The sequence below is a fragment of the Devosia sp. CN2-171 genome, assembly GCF_049354815.1.
Classification (GTDB): domain Bacteria; phylum Pseudomonadota; class Alphaproteobacteria; order Rhizobiales; family Devosiaceae; genus Devosia_A.
Map to the genome: position 1 here is coordinate 1921550 of NZ_CP186479.1, position 19609 is coordinate 1941158.

Below are 19609 nucleotides of genomic sequence, written 5' to 3' on the forward strand. Positions count from 1 at the left end.
TTCGGATCCCCCCTGGTTCCTGGGTTCGAATAGTAGACAACGCCGGGCCCGGGTCAACCGGAGGCATTGGGTCCAACCACGTCGGGCGACCCGTTCCTCCCCGGGTCGCATGTCGTGCCTGAACACATTCTGAACATGAAGGTACCGCTTTCTCGCCGCGACCGCATCCCTCCGTATTGATACTTGGTTGATTGGCACGACAGGCGCCATTGTTTAGGATGGTTCCAGACTTGGTGCCAAGCGACAGGCCGGCCAATGACTTGTATAGGCCACCGCGCGGCGAATTGACCTATGTCAATGGAACGGCCACGGGACTAGCTATCCCTTGGCCGCAGGGCTTGGCAGAAGAGTTTGACCATGGATTATCGCGGGTTTTTCGAGGACGCCGTTGACGCGCTGCGGCAAGAGAAGCGGTATCGGGTCTTCGCCGATCTCGAACGCATCGCCGGCCGATTCCCACGCGCAATCTATCGTGATGCCTCCGACAACCAGCGCGAGATCACCATCTGGTGCTCGAACGATTATCTCGGCATGGGCCAGCATCCGGTGACCATCGCCGCCATGCAGGACACCGCGGCCAAGCTCGGCGTCGGCGCCGGCGGCACACGCAATATCTCGGGCACGAATCGCCCGCTGGTCGAGCTCGAGCGTTCGCTCGCCGACCTCCATCGCAAGGAAGCCGCGCTCGTCTTCACCTCGGGCTTTGTGTCGAACGAAGCGGCGATCTCGACCATCGCTCGGCTGCTGCCGGACTGCGTGATCTTTTCCGACCAGCTCAACCATGCCTCGATGATCCAGGGCGTGCGCCAGTCGGGCATGGAAAAGAAGATCTTCCGGCACAACGACGTCGAGCATCTGCGTGAGCTCTTGGCCTCCGTCGATCGCAAGCGCCCCAAGTTGATCGCGTTCGAATCCGTCTACTCGATGGATGGCGACATTGCGCCGATCAAGGAGATCTGCGACCTCGCCGAAGAGTTCGGCGCCCTCACCTATATCGACGAAGTGCATGCGGTAGGCATGTACGGCCCGCGCGGCGGCGGCATTGCCGAGCGCGAGGGTCTGATGGGCCGCATCGATATCATCGAGGGCACGCTCGCCAAGGGCTTTGGCGTCATGGGCGGCTATATCGCCGCCAACCGCGCCATCATCGACGCCGTGCGCTCCTATGCGCCCGAATTCATCTTCACCACCGCCCTGCCCCCGGCCCTCTGCGCCGCGGCGCGCGCCTCGATCGAGCACCTCAAGCTCTCGTCGGCGGAGCGCGCGGGCCAGCAGCGCCAGGCGCAGTTGACCAAGGACATCCTTGCCGACGCCGGCCTGCCGATCCTCAAGACCGATACGCATATCGTGCCGGTCATCGTCGGCGATGCGCGCCTCTGCAAGGCGGCGAGCGATATGCTGCTCGAAAAGCACAATATCTACATCCAGCCGATCAACTACCCGACCGTGCCCAAGGGCACCGAGCGGCTGCGCATCACGCCGACGCCGCTCCACACGGACGAGATGATCATCGAGCTGCGCCATGCGCTCGTCAGCGTCTGGGCGAGCCTCGAGCTGCCGCGCGAGCGGCCGGCGCCACGGGTCAGCGTCGACAAACTGGCGAGCGGCGACCTGACGCTCAGCTCGGCCGGCGGCTGAACGCGCCACACCGGGGCTATCAGACTCCGACGCGCCCCGACGCCCCAAAACCTTCTGTCGCGTGTGGGTGGATCGCCGCTAAAGCGGACATCAGGTGGCCGTGTAGAGGATCGTGCTTATCCGGACAACGATGCTGGTGGCAAACAGTGTCAGGCCCAGCAAGCCCCAGATAGGGTCACTGTCCTCGCGCCCAAGAAACGGGATCGGCTTCGGCAGGCCGAAATGCACCATCAAGGCCGCCCCGGTCACGTTCAGGCCGAGATTGACCCACGGTATCCAATCAGCCATCGCCCCCTCCACCCGGCGCACAGTTTCATACCGGCCGAGTAAACTAGGCAAGCCCAGTGGCGGTTTCCGGATAGGGACGAAAGTCCCCATCGGGCCCGCGAGCGTCCGCTTCCGGGGGGTCTCCGAGGACCGCCCTGTGCGTCCTCTACGGGCGGCGGAACACGCCTTGATCTCGATCAAGATGCACCGCTCACGGTCTGCCAGTCTGCGGCTTATCGAAGGAAGCGGAGGCCCCGATGCGGATCGCCATCGTCTACGACAGCGTGTTCGGCAACACGGCCGTGATTGCCGAGGCTATTGCCAGGTCGGCACGCGAACTGGGCGAGGTCACCCTGCTGCAGGCTCGTGACGCCGCCGGGTTCGATCCCGCGGCGTTCGACCTGCTGGTGGTCGGATCGCCGACCCGCGGCTTTGCGCCGACGCCGGTGATCTCCGAGTTCACCGGCGGCCTGCCCAAGGCTGCTCTGGCCGCCGCGGCCTTCGATACGCGGCTCGATCCCGATCACATCCAGCCGGTGCCCCTGCGCTGGGTCATCCAGGTCGGCGGCTATGCAGCCGACCGAATCGTCGGCACGCTGCACGAAAAGGGCTATCGCGTGCTCGCGCCCAATGGCGATTTCCTGGTGCATGGAACTGAAGGCCCCCTCAAACCGGGCGAAATCGAGCGGGCGGAAGTCTGGCTGAAACAGATCGCCGGCGGTGTATCCACCGGTTGAGCGGTCCGATGTCATCGATCCGTCGCATACCGGCGGTACCGCGCACTCGTCATGACACTCCGCCTTCACTCCCGCTACCAGAACTCGGCCGGACAGCGCGTGCGCATCGTGCTGAACCTCAAGCGCATCGCTTATGAGTATGTGCCGGTGCCCTCGGCGTCCTCGCCGGAATATCGCGCGGTCAATCCACAGGGGCTGATGCCGGCGCTCGAGATCGACGGGCAGATCGTGGCGCAGTCGATGGCGATTATCGCGCTGATCGAGGAGTTGCACCCCGAACCGGCCCTGCTCCCGGCCAATCCGATCGAGCGCGCCAAGGCCCGCGCCTTCGCACTGCTGATCGCGGCGGACCTGCATCCGCTCAACAACAACCGGGTCCGGAAGTATCTCGCCGGGGAGATGGAGGTTCCGGAGGAAAAGATCACGACCTGGTACCGGCACTGGGTGGCGACAGCCTTCGCCAGCCTCGAAACGGCGCTCGCCAACCGCTCGATCGCGACGCGCTTCGCCTTCACCGACACACCCGGGCTGGCGGAAGCCTGCCTCGTGCCGCAGATGGCCAATGCCCGCCGGTTCGAATGCGACCTGACACCGTATCCGCTGCTCGTGGCGCTCGACGCGGCCTGCAGGGACCTGCCGGCATTCGCCGCTGCGGCGCCCGAAGCGCAGGTGGATTATCCGGGGTAGGCTACCAGTCGTTGCCGCCCCCTGGCGTCATTCGCACACCCTAACCACGGGCGTACCGAGCGACTGCCTGTCAGCCTCCCGCCAGCCTGTACACCGAAACATGGCCGGTCGAGGCGGCGTCGAACGGACTTCCGCGCCAGTCGGCATGACGGGTCTCGAGATCGAACCCCGCCAGCTTAGCCATGAGGTCCAGCTCCGCCGGCCAGACATAGCGATGTGCCGAGCGGAACAGGGTCGCGGCCTCGCCCTCGGGGCCGAAGCGGAAGTGGTGCGAGACGACGTGCTGGGCCAGCACGTCCACGGTATCGACCAGCACGTAGCCATCCTCCGCGCGCACGACGTTGGCTTTGGCGGCCACGGTGCGCTGCGGCAGTTCGGGCACCCAGAGTTCGATGACGAAACGTCCGCCGGGCCCGAGGTGCCGTGCCGCATTGTGGAAGCATTCGATCTGCTCGGTCTGGGTCTCGACGTTGGAGATGCCGTTGAAGACGAGGAATACCAGCGAGAACCGGCCGGGCACAGTGGCCGTCGTCATGTCGCCGAGCACCACGGGGATTGCGGCCTCGTCCGCCTTGGTGCGGAGCTTCGCCAGCATGGCGGAGGCGATCTCAATGCCGGCGACCGGCACGCCGCGTTGGCGCAGAGGGATGGCGATGCGGCCCGTGCCGATGGCGAACTCCAGTGCGGCGCCGCCCTCGGCGAGCGCCGCGAGCCGCTCCACCGCAGGCTCCAGCACCTCGGGCGCGAACATGCCGGTCCCCGGGGTGTCGTAGCTCGCTGCAGCGGCCTCGTCCCAGATGTCCTCGTGCTTGGTCCAGGTCACCATGGCCTCCTCCCTCCAGAGGGAGGCTTGGCTACCATGAGCCGGCCGCCGCCGCCACCTAGCTCGTCAGCACGATCCGCATCAGGTCGGCGGTGTTCCGCGCGCCGAGTTTCTCCATCACGCGCGCCCGGTGCACCTCGATGGTGCGCGGCGAGATGCCGAGCTTGCGGCCGGCCTCCTTGTTGGACTGGCCGTTGGTGATGAGCTGCAGCACTTCGCGTTCGCGCGGCGTCAGCTGGTCGAAGCCGCGTACCTCGATGTTGCGGCGGCCGTCATAGGCGACGGTGCCGAGCTGGACGTCATGGCGCAGCGCATCGCGCACGGCGCGAACGAGGCGCTCGGAATCGATCGGCTTGGGGAAAACGTCGGAGGCGCCGGCCTTCATGGCAAGCACGGCGGAATCGACCTCGGGCCGATCCTCGAGGATGAAGACGGGCGTGCCGGTCCGCATGGTCTTGATCCGCTTGAGAATGGCGAGGCCGTCCTCCTTGCCGATGCGGATATTGACGATGGCGATATCGGGCCGCCGCCGCTCCGCCGCCATCAGGAAGCTCGGGGTATCAACGGCGAAAGCGGTCTGGAAGCCCTCGAGGCGAAACAGCACGCTCAACGCCTCGCAGGTTGCTGCATCGGCATCGAGAATGTGCACCAGACGATCTCGGTGCAAAAACGACGAATAATAGAATTGTTCCGTCATGACATGTTCCAGCAACAAATGGTGAAGAGATCGTCGTACGTCTGTTCGCTTGTCACGCGGCCTACAAGCTAAAATCTGGCACTGTCCCGTCGCGTATTGCGACGATGATCTTGCCAGTACTCATCCGCTGCCGACGCGCCCAATATCGGCGCACAGCATGCAATAAGTGTAATCGTTCTCCGATTAGAGAAACTACGTATGCGGGAGCCCGTAACAACGAATAGGCATAAATGCCGCATTGATGGTCGTCAAGGATATTTTTCCTAGGCAATCCGCTGCGAATGCGATAAGGTCCATCAACACCGAGAAGGTGGCTGCCGTTGAAGCTCCTTCGATAGGCAGAAATCCGGGGACTTCCGCAGTGATCACTCCCGAAACGCTACTATATGGGCCAACGCTCAAACTTGAGCGCGCCTACCATCACATCAACGACATGGCGGCCCAAAGCGATGCTTTCCTCGCTCAAAAGCCATTCGTCCTGTGGGAGCGGCACGAACGCAAAGCCAACCGGAAGACCCTGTTTGTCAAACAAGACAAACCCATCCCGAGAGTGTTCCCGCTCATCGTCGGCGACGCCGTCCACAACCTTAGGGCAGCGCTTGACCACACCCTGTTCATGATGGCCAAGGACAGGTCCCCCAAGCCTAGCAAAATCCAGTTCCCGTTCCCGAGGGATGACGCTCCGGGTACTCTTAGAAACGCGATCAAAGAGGGACAGGTAGAGTTCGCAGGAAAAAAGGTCGTTGAAGCCATCGAGTCGCTCGGGCCGAACCCAAGCGGGAATGGCGGTCTCTACGGCGTGCATTTCCTGGACATTCAAGACAAGCACCAGGTGCTGGTTCTCACCGACGTTAAGGCGCTAATCCGAGCCGGAGAACCCGAGGAAGCCCTGCTGAAGGATACGACCGGCTACCCCATGCCCGCCGGCACGACCTTGGTGTTTGCCGGTTCGCCAAGCGATGACGCCCTCATGGTCCTCGAAAACTTCCGGTACGCAACCCGCGAGCTCCCAGACTCTGAGAACGAAACAAAGGTTCAGCCGACCTTCGCCATAGCCTTCTCGGATCGTGAAGCCCTCGCCCACCATCCTGTCATCGAGACGCTCCGTGTAGCGGCGGAGGAAACGCGCCTCGCCGTTCAAAAAATGATCGAGGCCTACTTCGACCCCAACAATACCTTCCCCGCCTGATAGGCTCGAAACGTCACAAGAAGCCTGTCTACGTGGGACATCTCCACCACCCGGCTGGATCGCTAGCAATGTCATTGGGACATTCTTCCTAAACTGGCACTACCCCACCGGCACCCACACATCCGGGCTCTCGCGAACGACAAACAGCCGCGCTACGCCCAGTGGGATGTGTCCATCGAACAGTAGCGTGTCGGGGATCGGCAGGCCGGTGAAGGCGTCGCCATCGGTAGCGGGGCCGCCGGTGTCGGCCATGACCAGCGAGATGATGCGCTGTGGCTGCCGGGTGACGCCGTCGGCCGAGATGTTCCAGACCGGCACCAGCCAGTGGCAGCCGTCGATCCGGATCGTATCCATGCTCTGGAGCGCCCAGCCGCCATTGGCCAGCTGGATCGTCACCATGGTCTGCTCAATAACGCTCACTGCCCGCCCCCGCGCTCATGGCCGTCGTGGCGAGCATAGCGGGAGCGCGAAGACGCGTCGATGCGGCACCGAACAACTGTCCCGTGCCGCGTAACCCGGTTCAGCTACTTCTGCGCCTTGATGGCGTCGCGGATCTCGGTGAGCAGCTTTTCTTCCGTCGTCGGAGCGGGCGGAGCAGCGGGCTTCTCGGCTTCCTTCCGGCGCAGGCGGTTGATGCCCTTGACCACGAGGAACAGCACGAAAGCGATGATGGTGAACTTCACCACGGCGTTGATGAACAGGCCGTAGTTGAGCGTCGCGACGCCGGCTTCCTTGGCGGCGGCGACGGTCGGGTAAGTCGCCCCCTCGGGCGGGAACAGCGGGACGAACAGGTTGGAGAAATCGATGCCGTTCAGGATCAGGCCAATGATCGGCATGAAAACGTCATCGACGACCGACGAAACGATGGCGCCGAAGGCGGCACCAATGATGACGCCAATGGCAAGGTCGATGACGTTGCCCTTCAGGGCAAAATCGCGAAATTCCTTGAACATGGTCTTTCCCCTTCCGTCCCGGCGCCGGCCGCCTCCCCGTTGCGGCGGATGCCCTAAGCCGTGCCCGTTGTTCAACTTTTCCCGTTTCCTGCGACAAAGCAACTCACAACCGGTGCTGCGGAAGCGAAGTCCTCGACTTTGTGTGGCCTTGCGGGGGCGGCGGCCGAGGCAGATATTCCGGCCAAAAGACGGAACCGAAATGGTCGAAACGCTGATCGACACAACCGATACGCTGAAGCAGGCGATCGACTACATCCCGCAGGGCATCGCGGTGTTCGACCGTGACCTGCGGCTCGTCATGTCGAACCAGCGCTATGGCGAGCTGCTCGCCGTGCCCCCGGAACTGATGAGGGCCGGCACGCCGCTCTACGACCTTGCGCTCTATGTCGCCCGGCGCGGCGACCTCGGCCCCGGCGATGCGATCCACCTGGCGGCGCTGCGCGTCCAGACCCTCACCCAGTCGCATGCGACGATCAGCCAGCGGCTCGGCTCCGAGGGCCAGGTGCTCGAGTTCCACTCTTCGCGCCTTCCCGATGGCGGGCTGGTGATCAGCTTTGCCGACGTGACGGCGCGGGTGCAGGCCGAGACCGAGCTCGCGACCATCAACCAGTCGCTCGAGGGGCGTGTGGCGGAGCGCACCGCCGCGCTCATCCAGGTCAATGCCGAGCTGGAAGTGGCGCGCGCCAAGGCCGATGCCAATAACCGCGACAAGACCCGCTTCTTCGCCGCGGCCAGCCACGACCTGCTGCAGCCCTTGAATGCGGCCCGGCTTTACACCTCGACGCTGGTCGAGCGGGCCGGAGGCACCGGGCTCGACGAGCTGGCCCATTCGATCGAAGCCTCGCTGACGGCGGTCGAGGAGATCATGTCGGCGCTGCTCGATATCTCGCGTATCGATGCCGGCGCGCTGAAGCCCGGCTCGGTGCCGTTCCAGGTGCGGGATCTGCTCAAGAAGATCGACGTCGAGTTCGCGCCACTGGCGCTGAAGAAGGAGATCTCGCTCAAGCTGGTCGATACCTCGCTGGCGGTGCTTGGCGACAGGCAACTGGTGGCGCGCATCATCCAGAACCTCATCAGCAATGCCATCAAGTACACCCGCCCCGGCGGCCACGTGCTGGTGGGGGCCCGGCTGCGCGGCGCCCGGGTGCGCTTCGACGTCATCGACACCGGCATCGGCTTCAACAAGGACCAGCACGCACTGATCTTTGCAGAGTTCAGCCGGCTCGAGCACGGCGCGCGCATGGCGCAGGGGCTGGGACTGGGGCTTTCGATCGTCAAGCGGCTGGTATCGGCGCTGGGCCTGACGCTGGAGCTCGAAAGCAAGGAAGGGCGGGGCTCGCGCTTCTCACTTTACCTGCCGCACCATCGCTCGATGAAGGTGGCGCCCGAGCCGGCGCCGGCGCGGGAGCCGGCGACCAATCTCACCGGGCTGCGCATCCTCTGCGTCGACAACGAGCGCGCCATCCTCGATGCGATGGAGGGGCTGCTCGGCGGCTGGGGCTGTGATGTGCGCTCGGCCCGCTCGCTCAAGGACATCGACAAGGACGGGCTGCTGCTCGGCTGGCTGCCTGACCTGGTGCTGATGGACTACCACCTCGACCAGACCTCGGGGCTCGATGCCGTGGAGTGGCTGCGGCACAATGTCGGCGGCCACCTGCCGGCAGCGCTGGTCACGGCCGATCGCAGCGCGGCGGTGCGGACACTCGCCGAGGAGCGGGGCATTGCCGTGGTGACGAAGCCGGTGAAGCCGGGCGCGTTGCGGGCGACGATCAGCCAGCTGGCCGGGCAGCGGGATATGAAGCGGGTCGAGGCTTAGCCCACGGATTGGCCGCCACCTGCCATTCGAGCGTAGCTCTCATGGCCTACTTCGCTAAGATCGCTCCACTGGAGCGATTTTGCGCTACGCGCCGCTCAGGAGCTCATCAAACTGCCCGTCTTCGATCTTGCTCGCGGCGATCACCGCCTGGGTGCGGCTGTCGACGTCGAGCTTTTGCAGGATCGCCGAGACGTGGGCCTTGACCGTCGCTTCGGAGATCGAGAGTTCGTAGGCGATCTGCTTGTTCATCAGCCCGTCGCTGAGCATCATCAGCACGCGCACCTGCTGCGGCGTCAGCGTCGCGAGGCGGCGCATCAGCTGGCTCTGCGAATCCTCGGCCGGGAAGTCCATGCCTTCGGGCACGTAGACCTCGCCGGAGAGCACCGTCTCGATGGCGCGGCGGATGTCGGCGGGGCCGACCGATTTGTGGAGGTACCCGGAGGCGCCGAGCTCGAAGGCGCGCCGGATCGTGCCGCCGTCCTCGACCGCGGTGACGATCATCACCGGGATTTCGGGGTATTGGGCGCGGAGCAGTAGCAGCCCGGAAAAGCCGCGCGTGCCGGGCATGTTGAGATCGAGCAGCACCAGGTCGCAGTCGCGTTCGCCTTCAAGGGCGGCGCTCAGTTCGCTCAGGTCGCCGGCCTCTTCGACAGTGATCGAGGGATCGCCGCCGGCAAGCGTCTGGCGCAATGCGGCGCGGAACAGCGGATGGTCATCGACGATGATGATGCGGCGCGTGGTCATGAAACACCTGAACTCTTCGCGGCCTACCTATCAAGTCCCTGCCGCCTTTTATATCCCACTTATGGCGGCGGGGCGTAATGGCCCGATTCGCAAAATGCGAGCGAACTTAACGCGATCTTTACCATGTTTTTCCAAGAGTAACCGGATTGCCTATGGCCGCTCATGGCCATGCAAGTGTTTCAGGTGCTTGGGATTCGACCGATGGCCCGTGCGACTTCCCCGTTCCAACCGCAGGACTACGGCCAGCCCGGGGCGGGCGAGTGGCAGGAATTGCGCGGCGAACTGGTAGCGCTCCTCGATCAGGTGGAAACGCAGGTCGCCCGCACGGTGCGCCCCGAGCCGGCCTATGACCGCCTCGCCGAACGGATGCGCGACCTTCGCCACCAGGTCGCGGAAGTCGAGCCCGACACTCGCCATCGCGAAGCCCTGCGCTCAGTGCAGCGCGCCATCGACAAGTTCAGCGATCGCGACGCCCCTCTCGCCGACAACCCGCGTGATACGCTGGAAGCGGCCATCCACCAGATTCGGTCGCGGCATTTCGCCCAGCCGACGCCACAGCCAATCGCACCGATGGAGGCGGCGCCCATTGCGCCGGTGCCGCGTTTCGACGAATTGGCCGACGCCGTCGGCGGCATCTCGGTCCGGCTCGAGCGGCTCGAAGGGGAGCTCAAGACCCAGGCCCGGGGCCAGACGGCGAATGTGCGCGAGATCGCCGACCAGATGGGCCAGCTCAGCCATGTGGTCGAGATGCTGGCGGGCGCGGTCGGCGAAACCGGCCAAGTCAAGCGACTGGAGGGCCAGATCGCGGGGCTCGCCAAGCTCATCGCCGACGGACCGAAAGTCGATGCCGAGGCGCTGAACAGCCGGCTCGACGATGTCGCATCGACCGTCACCAAGCTCGCCGAACTGCAGAAGCACTATGCCGACCGCTCAGATACGAGCGGCATGACCGCCCGTCTCGACGATGTGAGCGCTACCGTTGGCCGGCTGGCCGACCTGCAGGTGCAGTTTGCCGGCAAAGTCGAGGGCCCGCGCGACGGGCTCAAGGAATCGATGACGGCGATCGAGGATGGCCTGCGCGGCATTTATGACCGCGTCGATGCCATCGAGCGCAGCACGGCCATGCCGGCGGCCGAACTCGAAAAGATCACCCTCGAACTCGGCCGCGTGGCGCAGGCGATCAAGTCGCCACAGCAGCCGCAGGGGCTGATCGAACTCATCGACGCGCTCAACGACCGCATCTCCGATATCGAGACACGCAGCGCCGACGTAGGCGGGCTGAAGCTCGAGATGGAGGCGCTCCGCAACACGGTCGTCATGGCGCTCGAGCCGCGCTTTGCCGCGATCGAGACCAAGATCGACACGCTGAGCGAGCAGGTCGCCGAGCGGCCGACCGATCCGGGCATTGCGCAGCTCGAGGCGCAGGTGCGCCAGCTGGTGGCGCGCATGGACCAGACCGGCGAGCAGCTGACCGGTCTCGCCAAGCTCTATGCCGCCCCCGCCGAGGCGGCGATGCCCGATTTCTCCGAGATCGCCGATCTCGTGGCGGAGCGGACGTCGGAAGCGGTGAAGCGCGCCGCTCCGGTGGCAGGCGGCCTCGACGAGGCCGGCTTTGCCGAGATCGAGAAGCGCGTGGCCCGGGTGATGAAGGCGGCAGCGGCGGAGAAGCCGAACGACGAGACCGTCGCGCTGTCGGCCACCATCCGCGAAGTCAACGATCGGCTGCAGCGGCTCGAGACGTCGCTCGAGAAGCGGCAGGCCGAAACCGGTCCGGCGCCGGCGCTCGTTGCGACGATTGCTCCTCCGCCCGAACCGATCGCTCCGCCGGCGAAGCCTGCCAAGCCGGCCTCGGCCTATTTTGCGCCGCTCTCGGTCGGGCCCGAACCGGCAGCCACTAACGAGACGCTCGATCCGGCCGACGCCATGCCGGCGGCACCCGCTGCCGAAGCGCCGCTCTACGACAAGCCTTTCGCCTGGCCCAGCCCCGCGACCACCGTGCGGGAGCCGGTGACCCTGCCGCCTGCCAAGCCGGTGATGGCATCGCTCGAGGAGCTCGAGAACGAAGTCCGGCCGGTGTTCGATCCCAGCCTCGCCGAACGCCCGCCGCAGCCGCAGTCGTCGCTCGACCGGCCCGACGAGGACGTGTTCGTGGCGCAGGAAGAGGTCCCTGCCCCGGCGCGCCCGGTCGAGGATGAGCAGCCGCTCCCGAGCCGCAACACCTTCATCGAAGCGCATCGGCGTGCAGCCCGCCAGGCGGCCGCCACCCGACCGGGCATGCTGCCTGCGGTCGATAGCGGCTCACTGATCGGCCGCGCCTTCGCGCGCTTCCAGGCCAATCGCGAGGCGGCGGTTGCTCCCGCTGCCGGTCTGCCGGCGAAGCCGGAGACGAAGAGACCGCTCAAGGCGGCTGCGGAGCCCAAGGTCAAGGCCAGCAAGCTGGCGGAGCCCAAGCCCAAGGTGAAGGGCAAGCCCGAACCCAAGGTCAAGCCGGAGACGGAAAAGCCGGCGCGCTTCTCGCTGTTCAAGTCCAAGCCCAAGGCCGAGCGCCAGCTCGCCGGCGACAAGGACCCGCCGAGCCAGTGGATGCCGGACCCGGAGCCGGTACCGCATGTGCTGCCCGTGGCACCCGAGCCGAGCCTCATCGCGCTCGGCGCCGAGGAGACCAGCCCCTCTCCCGATGGCGCCGGCAAGCCGCGCCAGAGCTTCCTGCTGCGTCACAAGCAGCCGATCCTCCTCGCGGCCAGCGTCGTCGCGCTCGCCTGCCTGACGATCAACCTGATCAACCAGCGCATGAAGCCCGACGAGGCAGCTTCAGCCTCGACTACCGCAGGCGCGGATGTCAGCGACGCGGCCATGGTACCGGTGCCGATGGCCCAACAGGGCATCGAGTCCAGCACGCCGCGCATCGTGCTCGATACGCTGACGACCGGCTCCATCAACAACGGGCCGGCACAGAAGTTCGTTGCCGGCACACCGGAGCCGCCGCTGCCTCAGGCGTTTCAGGCGGCGACGCAGGTGGCGCTGGCCGATGTGCCCGCAAGCCTCAGCGCCGCCGTGCAGCCGCTGCCCAGCGCGCTCGAGAGCCCGGTCAAGGTCGAGCCGCCACCGGCCGCCGTCGGCCCCGCCCCCCTGCTCCAGGCTGCGGCCAATGGCGACGCGCGGGCCCAGTTCGAGGTTGCCGCGATCTATACCGAAGGCCGCGCCGTGCCCGAGGATCTCAAGGCCGCGGCCATGTGGTACGAGCGTGCCGCCAGCCAGGGCTTTGCCCCGGCGCAATACCGGCTCGGCAACCTCTACGAGAACGGCCGCGGTGTCGAAAAGGATATCAACCAGGCGCGGCTGTGGTACCAGCAGGCGGCCGAGGCGGGTAACCGCATGGCCATGCACAACCTCGCCGCGCTCTATGCCGGTGGGGGTCTCGGCACCCAGCAATTCGACGCCGCCGCCAAGTGGTTTGAAGAAGCCGCCAACCGCGGCATGAAGGACAGCCAGTTCAACCTCGGCATGCTCTATGCCCGCGGGCTGGGCGTGAAGCAGGACCTCAACGCTTCATTCAAGTGGTTCTCGTTGGCCGCCAACCGCGGCGACAAGGATGCGGCGAAGGCCCGTGACGATATCGCCTCCTCGCTCGCGGCGGCCGAAGTGCAGAAGCTCATCGACGAAGTGGCCAACTTCAAGTCGCAGCAGATCGATTTCGTCGCCAACTTCGCCCCGATCGGCACCTGGAACGCCAAGTTCGACCCGGGCGAGACGATCACCGATGCCCGTGTCGTTTCCGGCGTGCAAACGGCTCTCAACCAGCTCGGCTTCGACGTCGGGACGCCCGATGGCGTCGCCGGCGAGAAGACCGCCGATGCCATCCGCAGCTTCGAGCGCCAGACTGGCATGAACGAAAGCGGCAAGATCAATCCGCGGCTGCTCGCGGTCCTCGGCAGCCAGCCGGTCTAGCATCCCCACGAAGATCGGGCAGAAGTCGCCCGGCTTTCGCCGGACATCCGGTAGGCGGTGGCCATAAGTCCGCCCACAGTTCTATCCCGGTCTTGTGCAGGGATGGAGCGCCGGTCACCCGGCAATTCCCGACCCATCCGGTAGGCTAACCTCGCCTTTGCATTTTGATGCTAACGGTCGGTGGCATTTCGCGAAAACCCGTCGCATTTCCGTCGCGCCCGAGCGCTACAGCCCGGAGATGCCCTGAGCCCACCGGACGCCCAACGTGCAGGTCTATCTGCCGATCGCCGAGCTTTCGATGAACCTGTTCTTCCTCGTGGGGATCGGGGGAGCGGTCGGGTTCCTGTCGGGACTGTTCGGCGTGGGTGGCGGCTTCCTGCTGACACCGCTGCTGATCTTTTCGGGCGTGCCCTCCTCGGTAGCCGTGGCCTCGGTGACCGGGCAGGTCGTCGCCGCCTCGACTTCGGGGGCGCTCAGTTATTACCGGCGCGGGCTGATCGACCTGCATATGGCGCTCTACCTCGTGCTGTCAGGCGTGCTAGGCGCCTTCGGTGGTGTCGCAACCTTCCAGGTGTTGCGTGCCGCGGGCCAGCTCGATCTCGTCATCTCCGTCGGCTTCCTCGTCCTCCTCGGCTTCGTCGGCTCACTGATGATGGTGGAGTCCATCCGCGCCATCCTCAAGCGCCGCGCCGGTGTCGTGACGCGTGAGAAGCTGCCCAACCAGCACAACTGGTTCCACGGACTGCCCTGGCGCGTGCGGTTTAAGAAATCGCGGCTCTATATCTCGGTGATCCCGGTGCTGGCGCTCGGCGTCTGCATCGGCTTTGTCGGCTCGCTGCTCGGTATCGGCGGCGGCTTCATCCTCGTGCCGGCGCTGGTCTATATCCTGCGCATGCCGGGCTCGATGGTGATCGGCACATCGCTGTTGCAGGTGGTGGCGATGATGGCGGCAACCACCATCCTGCACGCGGTGCAGAGCCAGAGCGTCGACATCCTCCTCGCCTTCTGCCTGATGGTCGGGGGCACGGTGGGAGCGCAGTTCGGCGCCTCGGCGGGCAAATACCTGCGCGGCGAACAGCTGCGCGCCCTCTTGGCCCTGCTCGTTCTCGCCGTCGCCATCCGTTTCGGCATCAGCCTCGTGATGGCCCCATCCGACGCCTATTCGACCGCCGTGATCGGCGCGGCGGGGGTGATCTGATGCGCCGGTTGCTGCTCGCCGCCATGCTGATGTTTGCTGCATCGCCCGGGCTGGCGGAGCGGCTCATCACCCAGGTGAGCCAGGACGAGGTGTCGATCACCTCGAGCTTTGCCGGGCAGACGCTGACCCTGTTCGGCTCAATCGAGCCCGATGTCGGCACCACGGCGATGCCGACCGGCCCCTATCACGTCATCATCACCATCACCGGACCGCTGCAGAACCGGATCGCGCGGCAGAAGACCAACCAGTTCGGCATCTGGCTGAACACCTCGCAGGTCGAATTCACGGGCTTTCCGTCCTTCTACCAGGTGCTGAGCGACGCGCGGCTCGCCGACATCACCAACCCGATCACACTGGCTGAAAGGTCGATCCCGCTGTTGAAGCAGCCGGAGGCAGCGCCGGGCGAGAGCTGGTACGACTCGCTCGCCTTCGGCCCGCAACTGGTGCGGCTGATGGAAAACAAGGGCATGTTCAAGCTCAACGAGAGCGGCGTGACCTTCAGGTCCAACACCTTCTATTTCGGGCAGGTGGCACTCCCCGCCGATGCGCCGCCGGGCTCCTATCTCGCGCACACCTACCTGTTCCGGGACGGCCTGATCGTCGCCGACAAGTCCGAAGGCTTCTCGGTGCGCAAGATCGGCTTCGAACGCTTCCTCGGCCAGGCGGCACGGCAGCAGCCGCTGCTCTACGGCATCGTGTGTGTGGCGCTGGCGCTGTTCACGGGATGGCTGGGTGGGGTAGTGTTCCGGCGGTAGCCGTCACCACGCGTCATACCCCCGCACCAGCCGCTTCGGACTGACCGGGTACACCCGCCCCCGCCCGATCATTGCCACCTCCAGCGTCGGCCAGTGCAGCAGGCCAACGAACGCGGGAGATAGGATGTTCAGCGTTCCGGTCGCCGCGCCATAGGCCGGCAGCACCATGATCCGCCCGTCATGCACGAAGCACGGCCGGCGGACCGAGCGGCCGTTCATCGCCAAATGCGCTGCCGGGTGCAGGTGCCCGGCGATCAGCCCGGCGCCCTGCCGCGGCTCATGCGTCAGTGTCAGGCCCGCGCGCTCCAGCACCGGCACGCAGACCCCGCCGAGGGAATGCGGTGCGGGATCGTGGTTGCCCGAGACCCAGGTACAGCGCGCCTTGCCCATCAGGCTCGCGAGCCGCAGGCGGTCGGCGTCGAGCAGCGTCGTCGTGCCCTCGTCGCGGTGAAAACTGTCGCCTAGCGCGATGACTTCCTCGGCTCCGGTCCGCTCGATGTCCGCCTCAAGCCGCTTCAGCGTCAGGCCGGTGTCGTAGGGTGGCAGCAGGGCACCGCGCTTGGCGAACGAACTCAGCTTTTCGAGATGAAGATCGGCGACCAATAGCGTCCGCTCGACGGCCCACCACAGGGCGCCCGAGGGCAAAGGCTCGAAGACATGACCGGAAAAGGTCAGCAGCACGGGCTCGCCTTCATCGTCGGTTTGGACCGTCCGCGCGGCCCAGGCAGAAGTCAATTCGCCCGCTTCCTTTGCTCGATACCCAGTCCCATGGCCTCGGCGATCAGCTCCTCGGCGGCCTCCGCCATAGTGCTTTCGCGCGCCTCGCCCATGACAGGGACTTTTCCGATGTCGAGCATTACCGGTACCGCCAAAGGCGAGATTCGGTCGAGCGGCTTGTGCACGATGTGGCGCTTGATGCGGGCCAACATGTGACCGAGCCGCTCGATATCGAGGAGGCCCCGCGCCGCATCGCGCCGCGTCGCCTGGATCAGGATGTGATCGGGCTCGTGCTGGTAGAGCACATCGTAGATGATGTCGGACGATACGGTGATCTGGCGGCCGGTCTTTTCCTTCTGCCCGGGATGCCGGCGTTCGATCAGGCCGGCGATGATGGCGCAGTTGCGGAAGGTGCGGCGCATCAGCTGGCTCTCGTCGAGCCAAGCCTCGAGATCGTCGCCCAGCATGTCCTCGTCGAACAACTCGTCGAGCGACAGCCGGCCAGTGCGGATGAGCCCCGAGAAGTCACCGAGGCCCCACACCGCCAACGCGTAGTCCGAAGCAACGAAGCCGAGTGGGCGGGCGCGGGCGCGCTCGAGCCGCCGCGTCAGCAGCATGCCGAGGGTCTGGTGCGCCAGCCGCCCCTCGAATGGATAGCAGACGAGGTAGTTCTGCGCGCCACGCGGAAATGTCTCGACGAGTAGCGAGTCCGGCGACGGCAGGATGGAGGCTTCCTGTTGCAGCCGCAGCCAGTCGCTGACCTGATCGGGCAGCAGGTGCCATTCGTCAGGGTGCGCGAGCAGCTTCCGCACCCCGTCGGCGAGAAAGGTCGAGAGCGGGAACTTGCCGCCCATATAGGACGGGATTTTCGGGTCCTTGCCCTGCGAGCGCGAGACGTAGGCCTCGCTCTCGAACATGCCCTCAAAGGCCACGATCTCTGAGCCGAAGAGAAAGGTGTCGCCGCGGGTGAGCGTCGTGAAGAAGTACTCCTCCATCTCCCCGAGCACCCGGCCGAAGCGACCGATCGGGCCGGTGGACGCGCCCTTCGTAAACCCCCGGCCCCGCACCAGCCGCACCTTCACCATCGGCTCCTCGACGATGGTGCCGATATTCAACCGGTACTGCTGCGCGATCCCCGGATGGGCAATGCGGAAGCGGCCGTCGTCCATCTTCCTGAGCTTGGCGTAGCGCTCGTAGGCGCGAAGCGCGTAGCCGCCGGTGGCGACGAAATCGATGACCCGCTCGAACGTCTCCCAGCTCAGCTCGCGATAGGGCCAGGCGCGGCGGACTTCCTCGTAGAACGCCAACGGCTCGATCGGCATGGCGCAGGCGCTGCCGAGGACGTGCTGGGCCAAGACATCGAGCCCGCCCGAGACGGGATCCTCGCTGTCCTGCGAATTGTTCTCTACGGCCTCCAATGCCGCCTCGCATTCGAGCACCTCGAAGCGATTGGAGGGCACGAACAGGGCCTTCGATGGCTCATCCAGCCGGTGGTTGGCACGGCCGATGCGCTGCAGCATACGGCTCGCGCCCTTGGGCGCACCGATCTGCACCACGAGGTCGACATCGCCCCAGTCGATGCCGAGATCGAGCGTCGAGGTGCAGACCACGGCGCTCAGCCGGCCCTCGGCCATTGCTGCCTCGACCTTGCGCCGTTGCTCCACCGCCAGCGAGCCGTGATGCATGGCGATGGGCAGCATCTCGTCATTGGCCGCCCATAGCTCCTGGAACAGCATCTCGGCCTGCGAGCGCGTGTTGACGAAGAGCAGCGTCGTCTTGTGCTGCTTGATGACCTCATAGAGCTCGGGGATGGCGTAGACCGACGAATGCCCGGCCCAGGGAATGACGGCTTCTGACTTCAGGATCTCGATATGCGGCTTCGCCCCGCCCTGCCCCATCAGCAGCCGCGCCTCCGCATCGGGCAGCGGGCTCGCGATCCAGTCACGCAGGAGATCCGGGCGCGCCACCGTGGCGCTCAGCGCCGTGATGCGGAGGTTCGGCGCCAGGGTCGCGAGGCGAGCCAGCCCCAGCGACATCAGCTCGCCGCGCTTGTTGGTGACCATGGCGTGCAGTTCGTCGAGTACGACGCGCTTCAGGCCCTTGAACATGCGGTCGGCATCGGAATGCGAGAGCAGCAGCGCCAGCTGCTCCGGCGTCGTCAGCAGGATATGCGGCGGCGAGGTACGCTGGCGCTGACGCCGGTGCGAGGGGGTGTCGCCGGTGCGGGCCTCGACCTTGACGGACAAGTCCATTTCCTCGATCGGCGTCATCAGGTTGCGCTGCACGTCCACCGCCAGCGCCTTGAGCGGCGAGAGATAGAGGGTGTGGAGGCCCTGCCTGGGGTTCTCGATCAGGTCGTTGATGGTGGGCAGGAACCCGGCCAGCGTCTTGCCGGCGCCGGTCGGGGCGATCAGCAGCGCCGAGGCGCCTGCCTCCGTGGCTTCCAGCACGCTCAACTGATGCTGCCGCGGCGCCCAGCCCTTTTGCGCGAACCAGTCAGTGATCTCTGGGCGGAGGGACAAGTGATGTTCTCGGTTTGTGCGCAGTATGCGGTGGCGCGCAGGATGGAGCAAGGGCCGAGGCAGACCGCCCCCCTCCCATCCTCCCCCCATAAAGGGGGAGGTGTCCTATCGAGTGTTCGGGCACCACCGAGCCACAGCCCCGATTCTGCACCTCCCCCTGTGCGGGGGAGGCCGGGAGGGGGTCGTCTGGTCGCGGAAAATCCGCTACCTCACTCTCCGGAGGACGAGATGAACGATAACGAACCGCAGGTGCTGAAGCTGACGCCCGAGGAGGCGCTGGTAGCGATTGCCGAAAAGGCCCGGCAGGCGCTGGCGACGCGCGAGGGCCGGATAGCGGTTGGTATCGCCGGCGGTCCTGGGGTCGGCAAGTCGACGCTGGCGACCCAGTTGGTCGCAGCGCTGAACACCACCGCCCCCGACCTCGCCGCCTATGTGCCGATGGATGGTTTCCACATGCGCCACGCGAAGCTCGAAAGCCTCGGCACAGTCAAGGACAAGGGCGCGCCGCACACATTCGAAGGCGCTGCCTTCGCCGAGTTTCTCGCCGGCGTGAAGGCGGCCACGACCCCGATCAGCGGGCCGGGCTACTCGCGCGAGATCGAGGACGTGGTCGTAGATGCTTTCGTCGTCCCGACTGCCGCCCGCATTCTCGTGGTCGAGGGGAACTACCTGCTGCTGTCCAACGCGCCGTGGTGGCAGGTTCGCCCGCTGCTGGATGTGGCGGTGTTCATTGATGTTCCACGCGAGGCCGTGCGGGCCCGGCTGCTGAAGCGCCACGCCGAACATGGATTGTTCAGCGAGGCGCGCAATCGCGAACATGTGGAACGCGTCGACCTCGCCAACTACGACCTGGTCAAGCGCTCGCGCGGTCGGGCGGATATGATTGTCGAGCTGGTGACGGAGAGCTGACCGATAGAG

At 65.7% G+C, this 19609-nt stretch carries 17 protein-coding genes; 9 read left to right on the top strand and 8 right to left on the bottom strand.

Annotated elements, in window-relative coordinates:
• Nucleotides 1-357: 357 nt before the first annotated feature.
• A complete protein-coding gene (hemA, locus tag ACOYW5_RS09515) occupies nt 358-1638 on the top strand; it encodes a 5-aminolevulinate synthase (RefSeq protein ID WP_423069008.1) in 1281 nt (426 codons plus the stop codon).
• A gap of 90 nt (nt 1639-1728) precedes the next feature.
• On the opposite strand, the gene ACOYW5_RS09520 is transcribed toward hemA, so the two are convergent.
• Nucleotides 1729-1926 carry a hypothetical protein gene (locus ACOYW5_RS09520; RefSeq protein WP_423069009.1) on the bottom strand — a complete coding sequence of 66 codons (198 nt, stop codon included), beginning with the start codon at nt 1924-1926 and terminating at the stop codon, nt 1729-1731.
• A 236-nt stretch (nt 1927-2162) separates the two neighbouring features.
• On the opposite strand from ACOYW5_RS09520, the gene ACOYW5_RS09525 reads away from it, so the two are divergent.
• On the top strand, nt 2163-2642 hold the full coding sequence (locus ACOYW5_RS09525) for a flavodoxin family protein (RefSeq protein WP_423069010.1): 480 nt from the start codon (nt 2163-2165) through the stop codon (nt 2640-2642).
• A gap of 51 nt (nt 2643-2693) precedes the next feature.
• Nucleotides 2694-3329, top strand: a complete 636-nt coding sequence (gene maiA, locus ACOYW5_RS09530) for a maleylacetoacetate isomerase (protein WP_423069011.1) — start codon at nt 2694-2696, stop codon at nt 3327-3329.
• 70 nt (nt 3330-3399) lie between these two features.
• Here maiA and ACOYW5_RS09535 read toward each other — a convergent pair whose 3' ends face one another.
• Entirely contained in the window at nt 3400-4155 is a 756-nt protein-coding gene (locus tag ACOYW5_RS09535; protein ID WP_423069012.1) for a class I SAM-dependent methyltransferase, read from the bottom strand.
• A gap of 55 nt (nt 4156-4210) precedes the next feature.
• The gene (locus ACOYW5_RS09540) at nt 4211-4849 is read right to left on the bottom strand and encodes a response regulator transcription factor (protein ID WP_423069013.1); all 639 of its coding nucleotides are present in this window, start codon (nt 4847-4849) and stop codon (nt 4211-4213) included.
• Between the two features lie 241 nt (nt 4850-5090).
• Between ACOYW5_RS09540 and ACOYW5_RS09545 the strand changes: the two genes are divergently transcribed.
• Nucleotides 5091-6038 (top strand): hypothetical protein, encoded by a 948-nt coding sequence (locus ACOYW5_RS09545; RefSeq protein ID WP_423069014.1) that lies wholly within the window; start codon nt 5091-5093, stop codon nt 6036-6038.
• 99 nt (nt 6039-6137) lie between these two features.
• On the opposite strand, the gene ACOYW5_RS09550 is transcribed toward ACOYW5_RS09545, so the two are convergent.
• Entirely contained in the window at nt 6138-6458 is a 321-nt protein-coding gene (locus tag ACOYW5_RS09550; protein ID WP_423069015.1) for a hypothetical protein, read from the bottom strand.
• Between the two features lie 104 nt (nt 6459-6562).
• On the bottom strand, nt 6563-6991 hold the full coding sequence (gene mscL / locus ACOYW5_RS09555) for a large conductance mechanosensitive channel protein MscL (RefSeq protein ID WP_423069016.1): 429 nt from the start codon (nt 6989-6991) through the stop codon (nt 6563-6565).
• A 199-nt stretch (nt 6992-7190) separates the two neighbouring features.
• Between mscL and ACOYW5_RS09560 the strand changes: the two genes are divergently transcribed.
• Nucleotides 7191-8807, top strand: a complete 1617-nt coding sequence (locus ACOYW5_RS09560) for a PAS-domain containing protein (RefSeq protein WP_423069017.1) — start codon at nt 7191-7193, stop codon at nt 8805-8807.
• A gap of 84 nt (nt 8808-8891) precedes the next feature.
• Here ACOYW5_RS09560 and ACOYW5_RS09565 read toward each other — a convergent pair whose 3' ends face one another.
• Nucleotides 8892-9551, bottom strand: a complete 660-nt coding sequence (locus ACOYW5_RS09565) for a response regulator (RefSeq protein ID WP_423069018.1) — start codon at nt 9549-9551, stop codon at nt 8892-8894.
• Nucleotides 9552-9752: 201 nt separating this feature from the next.
• On the opposite strand from ACOYW5_RS09565, the gene ACOYW5_RS09570 reads away from it, so the two are divergent.
• The 3 genes from ACOYW5_RS09570 (at nt 9753) to ACOYW5_RS09580 (ending at nt 15452) form a co-directional block, all read left to right on the top strand.
• Nucleotides 9753-13499, top strand: coding sequence for a peptidoglycan-binding protein (locus tag ACOYW5_RS09570; RefSeq protein WP_423069019.1), 3747 nt, complete (start codon nt 9753-9755; stop codon nt 13497-13499).
• Between the two features lie 265 nt (nt 13500-13764).
• Complete coding sequence (locus ACOYW5_RS09575) at nt 13765-14697, top strand: sulfite exporter TauE/SafE family protein (protein WP_423069020.1); 933 nt, start codon at nt 13765-13767, stop codon at nt 14695-14697.
• Nucleotides 14697-15452, top strand: coding sequence for a TIGR02186 family protein (locus tag ACOYW5_RS09580; protein ID WP_423069021.1), 756 nt, complete (start codon nt 14697-14699; stop codon nt 15450-15452). The genes ACOYW5_RS09575 and ACOYW5_RS09580 overlap by 1 nt, the downstream gene beginning before the upstream one ends.
• Before the next feature lie 3 nt (nt 15453-15455).
• On the opposite strand, the gene pdeM is transcribed toward ACOYW5_RS09580, so the two are convergent.
• Together pdeM and ACOYW5_RS09590 are read right to left on the bottom strand one after the other, a co-directional pair.
• Nucleotides 15456-16187 (bottom strand): ligase-associated DNA damage response endonuclease PdeM, encoded by a 732-nt coding sequence (pdeM, locus tag ACOYW5_RS09585; protein WP_423069022.1) that lies wholly within the window; start codon nt 16185-16187, stop codon nt 15456-15458.
• Nucleotides 16184-18691, bottom strand: coding sequence for a ligase-associated DNA damage response DEXH box helicase (locus ACOYW5_RS09590; protein WP_423069023.1), 2508 nt, complete (start codon nt 18689-18691; stop codon nt 16184-16186). The genes pdeM and ACOYW5_RS09590 overlap by 4 nt, the downstream gene beginning before the upstream one ends.
• A 228-nt stretch (nt 18692-18919) precedes the next feature.
• Between ACOYW5_RS09590 and ACOYW5_RS09595 the strand changes: the two genes are divergently transcribed.
• Complete coding sequence (locus tag ACOYW5_RS09595; protein ID WP_423069024.1) at nt 18920-19600, top strand: hypothetical protein; 681 nt, start codon at nt 18920-18922, stop codon at nt 19598-19600.
• Nucleotides 19601-19609: the final 9 nt, after the last annotated feature.